Consider the following 6460-nt stretch of genomic DNA (forward strand, 5'->3'; position numbering starts at 1 on the left):
GCACAATATACGCTTATGCCTAACGCTTGCGGAACATTGTCGCTTGCTTTTGACGGAAACGCAGTCATTGCTGAACTGTGGGGAGCATCTTTAACCCCGGTATTGTTAGGAATGGAACCAAATAGTTATCATGTCCTATTGCTTGTACAACTTTCTCCCTATGGTTTGTATCAAATTACTCGTCAAAGCCAAGCGGAGTTTGCAGATAAACGACTGACGCTTGAGGATATTGACAATGAGCTGTTTTATTCGCTGCATCAGGCTTTTGTAGCATCAAAAACTGTATCCGATTTGGTGAATACTTGTGAGGAAATTTTATACCGACGCATGGAAAAGCATGTTGTTTCGGACTCTTTGGTGTTGGCAACCAAAGTGATTTCTGATAATTATGGACAAATACAAGTGAAAGAAGTTGCCAGACAATCCCATTATAGTGGGCGACAGCTAAACCGCTTGTTTCTTGTGCAAATTGGGATGAATGTTAAGGACTTTATACGCTTAACTCGCTTTAATTATGTATTAAAGCACATTCAAAAATCGCCTTGCTTTTTTGCGGCATTGTCGCAACAAGCTGGATATTTCGACCAAGCCCATTTTGATAAAGATTTCAAGGCTATCAGTGGCGTTACCCCACAAAAGTATCTGAAAACAATGTCGGATTTTTACTATGACGGCACAGAGATATACGATACACTATCCTCAAAGGGGGATTGAAAAATGAAATATCAAGGTTGTCTTTTAGCGGTTAAGGATATAGCCGCATCGAAACATTTTTATGAAAAGGTGCTTCATCAAAACGCGGTAATGGATATTGGCGTACATGTGACCTTTGAGGGGTTTTCTCTGCAACAAGGATATGCCGAACTCGTTGGCATATCAGTCGATAGCGTGAAAGAGCAATCGCACAACTTTCAAGTTTATTTTGAAGTGGAAGATTTAGACAAGGTATACGCCAAACTAAAAAGCATATCCAGTTTGCAGTGGGTACACGAAATCAAAGAATACCCGTGGGGGCAGCGTGATATTCGGGTATATGACCCCGACAAGCACATTGTAGAAATTGCAGAGGATATGACCACGGTTATCAAACGCTTTTTTAATCAAGGCATGTCGGCAGAAGAAGTTGCTACACGCACAATGTTCCCTCTTGAGGTTGTAAAACAGTATGCGTTAGGCTTTAGTATGTGATACACGGCGGCTTTGGTAAACCAAAGCCGCTATTTTATTCCAAACAAGATTGGAGGAGACGGACAATGAGTAAATATGAGCCGCTTTGGAAGGCGATAGGTCAACGCACGGAGAACAGCTTCGCGCTGACCTATGCCGAGATTGAACAGATTCTGGGCTTTCCCATCGACCACGCCTTTTTAACCTTCAAGAAGGAGCTGCCCGTCTACGGCTATGAGGTGGATAAGATCTCCATGAAGGCACAGACGGTGACGTTCAAACGCTGCACTTGACAAGCGGTGCGTTTCTGCCATCATCGGCTTCACCCATCCAAGAGGAGGAATACTATGAACTGGGAGCCATGGACAGGCTGTTACAAGATAAGTGATGGCTGTACAAATTGCTATTTTTATGGGCCGTATGCAAAACGCTATGGTCAAAGCACAATACAAAAAACAGATAAATTTGATTGGCCCGCAAGGAAAAATGCAAAGGGAGAATACAATATCAAAGGCAACAAAATTCTTCCAACCTGTTTTGCGACTGACTTTTTCCTGCCAGAAGCAGACGAGTGGCGTAAAGACATTTGGGCTATCATCAAGGAAAGAACAGATATTGATTTCTTGATTTTAACAAAGCGAATTGACCGTTTCCCCCAATCGCTTCCGTCTGATTGGGGTACAGGCTATGACAATGTGAATATTGGCTGTACTGCCGAAAATCAAACACTCGCCGATTACAGGCTTCCGCTCTTTTTATCCTATCCGATAAAGCGGCGCTTTATTGCCTGCGCCCCACTTTTAGAAGCGATAGATTTAACACCATATCTTGATGGCATAGACCATGTTACCGTTGGCGGCGAAACAGGACGAGAAGCCCGTATGTGCGATTATGATTGGGTACTTAATATCCGTGAACAATGCGTAACAGCAGATGTAACCTTTTGGTTCAAGAATACAGGCTCACTTTTCAAACGTGACGGTGTAGTGGAAAAAATAAATCCATTTAAGCAAAACAGTGTGGCAAAAGAGCTCGATATTGATATTTCAGATGGGAAAAGGTTGTTCTGATCAAATCAATGGAGTAAAGCATTATTGCCTATTTTGTTTAACAAATATTCTGTATGAACCAAATGAGCAGACAGCTTATTGAGACTAAATCGGTTCTACCAAAACTAATCACGATTACTATGAAAATATGGGCAAACCTTGCTATCAGGCTCGGGTTGCCTACTTTTTGTTTTACAGTCACATCCCGAGTATAGTCCAGATATAGGTCGGCGCCGTGAGAGTGAACACCAAGCAGGCGAACAGAATGGCGGGCGCCGCCCACTCAAACTGCCCATGTTTGCGATAATCGAAGTACGCCATCCCAAGTTTGGCAAAGAAAAACACCGCCAGAATCAAGTCGATTGCAGGGAACACCACCTTGTTGACCACCGTCTTGATTTGCCCGGAGGCATCGTTCCACGTTCCCTCAATCGCCCCGGCCACGTCGCCGTTTGCCGCAAAAGCGGTTGTGCCAAACAGCAGGCTTACCATGAGAACGAGCGTGAGTGCCAGCGCGATTTTTTTATATCTTTTCATAAAGACCACCTTTCCGAAATGAGGAACAAGGCCGCAGGATCGCTCCCGCCGCCTTGTTCTTTTTCTGTTTTTATAGCTGCATGGTCATGTCCATGCCCGGAGTCTGTTCCTCCAAAAGCGGAGCTACCGCAAGCACTTGCGGGTTTTGGTAAAACTTCAGGTCGCCCCGAAATCCTTTTTTCAGCGCACTGAATTCCTTCGCTTGTGCAAGGAGCTCAGCGGAACAGCCGGGCGGCAGCTCCTGATTCCAGCGCACCCAATCGCCGTTCTGATAGCGCGGCTCCAGCTGGAGAATCACATAATCCTCCGGCACAAAAGCGGGGTATTTCCGCCAGAAGCCCTGCACATCCACGTAAGGATGCCCCTCCTGCATGACGGTCATTTCCATAAGCCGCAGGGTATCTGCAAGAGAGGTGCAGAACCAGCACTCCCGATCTCCGAACCGCCGGATGCGGCCATCCTTGAGAATTGCCTCCAGCCGATCCGTTTTTGTGTAGTGGTACACGCTGCCTTTTGGAGCCTCAATGCGTTCATATGCCATCCTCGTCCCTCCTTTACGGCTGGATGGGACCGGCGTGCCAATCCTGCCACAGATTGCCGCGGATAGTCAGGCTGTCGGTCAGGTTGGCGGACAGCATCCCATCGGGCGTCCACGCATCTATGAGCCATGTGTTGACGGTATAGGCGCCGTCCAGCATCCAGATGGGGCTGAAATGAGTCCGATTCTTGTAGGTGGAATAGGGATTTTTCTGAAATTCAAACCGCCCCGATCCCATACGATCCAAGAGCCGCCAGTAGGCTTCGTAGCCGAATTCAGGGAAATAGCTGACCGCATTCTGCGGCTGGGTAACCGCCGAGCTTTGGCTGGAGCTGACACTCCCGGTGACGGTCTGGTTGATACCGTATCCTGACTTCATAACTCTTCCGCTGGCGGTGGGATTTTTATCATCGCACTGGATGCTCATGGCTGCGGTTAGACTGGCGCTGTAGCGATCCAGATCAAATTCCCACCATCCATGGTCACACCAGTATCCGTCCTCATCATCCCCATGCCATACCCAATATTCCTGCCACCACGGGCGCCAGACACTCCAGCTTGCCGTGCTTTTCACCGCTCTGCTTGGAACAGAAGTGCGGGAGAAGCTGTCATTGCGGTCATCGGCTACGGGATTGGGCGGCGGGTTCTTATCAAGGTCAACGATTTTTACGTTGAGGGTCGTTTTCGCCGTGCTGCCGGGGCCGGACACCGTCACTTCAATGGTCATGTTCTGCTCGGTATCAGGGGTTCTCCATTTCACCCACGCAAGCTGGCTGTCGCCTTCAGGGTAATAAACATTGCCCACGTTGTAGGTCTGGCCGCCAATGTTGAAGCTGACACGGGTGGGGCTGTCAGGGTCGGACTGGCCACCGCTGATGCGCACCGCCGTGATGACGTCGGTGTTGACCCGGTACTCATAATCGTAGGCGTCAATCTGCGGTTCCTCCGGCTTTTCCTCAAAGCGGACGATGCCAAGCCCAAGGCTGGACTTGATATCCGCATTGGTGGCGGCGCTGGTTTTGCTGCCTCCCCATGCGGGATAGCCGAGATCGCTTACCTCCAGGAACATGGCCAGCGGCAGATTCTTGTGGGTTAGGGATACCATGCGCCGCCTTAACAGGCCGCTGGTCTGCTCATCATAGAGCGCCGCTTCAGTAGCGGTGGTGGCAAACATATTGCCCTCAAATTTATAAAAGGCAAAGGGTTCAAGGAGCAACTTGTACTCACCGCCAATCAGAACATCGTAGTCCATGCCAGTGTGATTTGCGATGAGTTGCACCAAAAACTCAGAGCAAAAGTATTTCTTGAGTGCATCAATATTATTGCTGCCATTGGTACTGATAACTTTTGGAATTGCCTGAGGTGGTTTTATGGTGGTATAACCGCCTTGGACAGCTTGCAAGTTCCTGCCATTGTTGTACTGTATTTTGCTGACCTTTCCGAAATGATAAATCGAAGATGATGGGGACTTATTGCTTAAATCAATGGGAGTAGTAACTACCGCATGGTCGCTTGCGCGAACCACCGTGACACGTACACCTTCATTACCGGGACTCCATGAATTGGTGCTGGTTCCCTGACCCATCCCGCCGCCACCGCCGTCAATGTTTCCGCTGCCGCCGGTGTCGGCAAGCGCAGTCATCGGGCAGAGCAGACACAAAACGAGGAACAGCGGCAGGGCTCTCAAAAGTAATTTTTTCATTTTGCCCTCCTGTGTTTTTGCAAAATAAAAGCACGGTATTTTTCAACCGTGCTCTTGGGATATATTGTATTAAGTTTTAGTCCATCGTACCGACTTGCTTGTTGATGTCGCCATCGCTTTTTCCCTCAATCACTTGATTTTCGCCCAAGTTTGGCACGTTATCAAAGCCAGGAATGCTGTTTCCGCCATTGCTGGGTTTAGAGGAGGATTCCTGTTTCGGGGTTTCCTTCGGCTGTTCCACCTTGTCATGGTCGACTGCCGCGGGAGGCTCGGTGACCTTTTCGCCGTTGGGCTTCTGTGTGGGGTCTTGAAGCTGTTCCTCGGTATATTCCGGCTTGCTCACATCGCCCTGAATGGTCTGCTCCGTGCCGCTGGAAACCGCGCCGTTGTCGGTGCTCACCGGCTGGGTGGTATCGGGCGGAGTTACGGTGACCTCTTTTTCTTTCTCTGTGCTGTCCGGCCCGGACGGGTCTACCGTCACATCGCTCACCTCGGAGCTTTGGGACGGGAGGGGCGCATCCACCGGATTGGGTGTCTGGAACCGCTGCCCGATCAGCACCACCAGTATCACGCAGAGGGCAAGTCCCCCGGCGACAGCCAGCCACTTCTTCATTTTGGGATTCATATTTTTCATAAGAGCATCCTCCTATTTACCATATTTTGATAAGCCTCTTGTTATTTCACACCCTACCATGAACGTTTCCGGAAGTCTACTGTTATTATAGAAAACTTTTTGATAACAGTCAAAATTTAGGCGTGTATCCGGCGCTGGTCTTGACCTTGATGGTCATGGGCGGCAGCAGCTTCCCGCCAAAGGATACGGGAACCTCCAGCAGAATGGTGCTGTCCGCTTCAAAACGGGCGGAAGCTTGGTCACCCGATGCAAGAGGCGCGTTTCGGATGTCCACCTCCAGATTCCAGACCTTAAACTCCAGCTTGCCGTCCGGCGTGCGCTTTTCATGGTATCCGCTGCTATAAGAGAGTCCAAGGATGTTGTCCAGCCGGTCATAAATATCGCCGTAATCGAGACTTTCCTCGAAATCTCCGGCATAGGGCTGGTAAGCGCCCGAATAGCCCTCCCGCACACCGTGGTACACATCATCGTAATTCTCCACCACGGTGGAGATGACGGCGGCCTGCACTGCATCCCGCACACCCTGCGCCACAATCATCAGACGGAAGTATTCTGAAATGCCCGTGAAGATCATGACCAGCGACAGGGTAATTGCGATAATGAGAGGAAAGCCCGCACCGTCTTTTCTCCGTAAAATTTGCTTGATTTTATCCGTCATTTCCAGTAAACCTCGCTCTTTCCCGCCGCATCTGCTCTCAGCGTAATCGGGAACGAGCCGAAGCCGCCAAACAGCCCGATGTTGGTTTGGTAGGTGACCGTTACCGTGACTTCCTCATTGAGCTGGATTCTGCCGGTTTCAGACCATTCCACGCTGGGAGAAAGCCCTGTCTTTT

General features: G+C 49.4%; 10 protein-coding genes. 4 read left to right on the forward strand and 6 right to left on the reverse strand.

The genetic code is table 11. From position 1 onward, the window contains the following. From RTV33_RS15500 to RTV33_RS15515, 4 genes are all read left to right on the forward strand, one after another. A partial coding sequence (locus RTV33_RS15500; RefSeq protein WP_312645765.1) for a helix-turn-helix transcriptional regulator occupies positions 1 to 714 on the forward strand: 714 nt, incomplete at its 5' end. A 3-nt stretch (positions 715 to 717) separates the two neighbouring features. Beyond that, positions 718 to 1188, forward strand: a complete 471-nt coding sequence (locus RTV33_RS15505; RefSeq protein ID WP_018214005.1) for a VOC family protein — start codon at positions 718 to 720, stop codon at positions 1186 to 1188. A gap of 65 nt (positions 1189 to 1253) precedes the next feature. Beyond that, complete coding sequence (locus RTV33_RS15510) at positions 1254 to 1460, forward strand: hypothetical protein (protein ID WP_018214006.1); 207 nt, start codon at positions 1254 to 1256, stop codon at positions 1458 to 1460. 54 nt (positions 1461 to 1514) lie between these two features. Continuing rightward, positions 1515 to 2237: a DUF5131 family protein gene (locus tag RTV33_RS15515; protein ID WP_018214007.1), complete on the forward strand. Its 723-nt coding sequence runs from the start codon at positions 1515 to 1517 to the stop codon at positions 2235 to 2237. Between the two features lie 177 nt (positions 2238 to 2414). On the opposite strand, the gene RTV33_RS15520 is transcribed toward RTV33_RS15515, so the two are convergent. From RTV33_RS15520 to RTV33_RS15545, 6 genes are all read right to left on the reverse strand, one after another. Continuing rightward, entirely contained in the window at positions 2415 to 2753 is a 339-nt protein-coding gene (locus tag RTV33_RS15520; RefSeq protein ID WP_018214008.1) for a DUF3852 domain-containing protein, read from the reverse strand. A gap of 70 nt (positions 2754 to 2823) precedes the next feature. Then, positions 2824 to 3294 carry a hypothetical protein gene (locus RTV33_RS15525; RefSeq protein WP_018214009.1) on the reverse strand — a complete coding sequence of 157 codons (471 nt, stop codon included), beginning with the start codon at positions 3292 to 3294 and terminating at the stop codon, positions 2824 to 2826. Positions 3295 to 3307: 13 nt separating this feature from the next. After that, complete coding sequence (locus tag RTV33_RS15530; protein WP_018214010.1) at positions 3308 to 4993, reverse strand: hypothetical protein; 1686 nt, start codon at positions 4991 to 4993, stop codon at positions 3308 to 3310. Between the two features lie 76 nt (positions 4994 to 5069). Continuing rightward, positions 5070 to 5627 (reverse strand): DUF6550 family protein, encoded by a 558-nt coding sequence (locus RTV33_RS15535; protein ID WP_018214011.1) that lies wholly within the window; start codon positions 5625 to 5627, stop codon positions 5070 to 5072. Between the two features lie 109 nt (positions 5628 to 5736). Then, on the reverse strand, positions 5737 to 6285 hold the full coding sequence (locus RTV33_RS15540; protein ID WP_018214012.1) for a hypothetical protein: 549 nt from the start codon (positions 6283 to 6285) through the stop codon (positions 5737 to 5739). Next, positions 6282 to 6460 (reverse strand): DUF4320 family protein (locus RTV33_RS15545; RefSeq protein WP_312645770.1); only part of this gene is annotated, 179 nt, incomplete at its 5' end. The genes RTV33_RS15545 and RTV33_RS15540, both read right to left, overlap by 4 nt.

Source organism: Hydrogenoanaerobacterium sp. (assembly GCF_032017025.1).
Lineage (GTDB): Bacteria > Bacillota > Clostridia > Oscillospirales > Ruminococcaceae > Hydrogenoanaerobacterium.

Bases quoted from the DNA above. Each gene is read 5' to 3' on its own strand.
- RTV33_RS15540 (WP_018214012.1), bottom strand. From the start codon at position 6,285: ATGACGGATAAAATCAAGCAAATTTTACGGAGAAAAGACGGTGCGGGC.
- RTV33_RS15530 (WP_018214010.1), bottom strand. From the start codon at position 4,993: ATGAAAAAATTACTTTTGAGAGCCCTGCCGCTGTTCCTCGTTTTGTGT.
- RTV33_RS15510 (WP_018214006.1), top strand. From the start codon at position 1,254: ATGAGTAAATATGAGCCGCTTTGGAAGGCGATAGGTCAACGCACGGAG.
- RTV33_RS15520 (WP_018214008.1), bottom strand. From the start codon at position 2,753: ATGAAAAGATATAAAAAAATCGCGCTGGCACTCACGCTCGTTCTCATG.
- RTV33_RS15515 (WP_018214007.1), top strand. From the start codon at position 1,515: ATGAACTGGGAGCCATGGACAGGCTGTTACAAGATAAGTGATGGCTGT.
- RTV33_RS15505 (WP_018214005.1), top strand. From the start codon at position 718: ATGAAATATCAAGGTTGTCTTTTAGCGGTTAAGGATATAGCCGCATCG.
- RTV33_RS15525 (WP_018214009.1), bottom strand. From the start codon at position 3,294: ATGGCATATGAACGCATTGAGGCTCCAAAAGGCAGCGTGTACCACTAC.
- RTV33_RS15535 (WP_018214011.1), bottom strand. From the start codon at position 5,627: ATGAAAAATATGAATCCCAAAATGAAGAAGTGGCTGGCTGTCGCCGGG.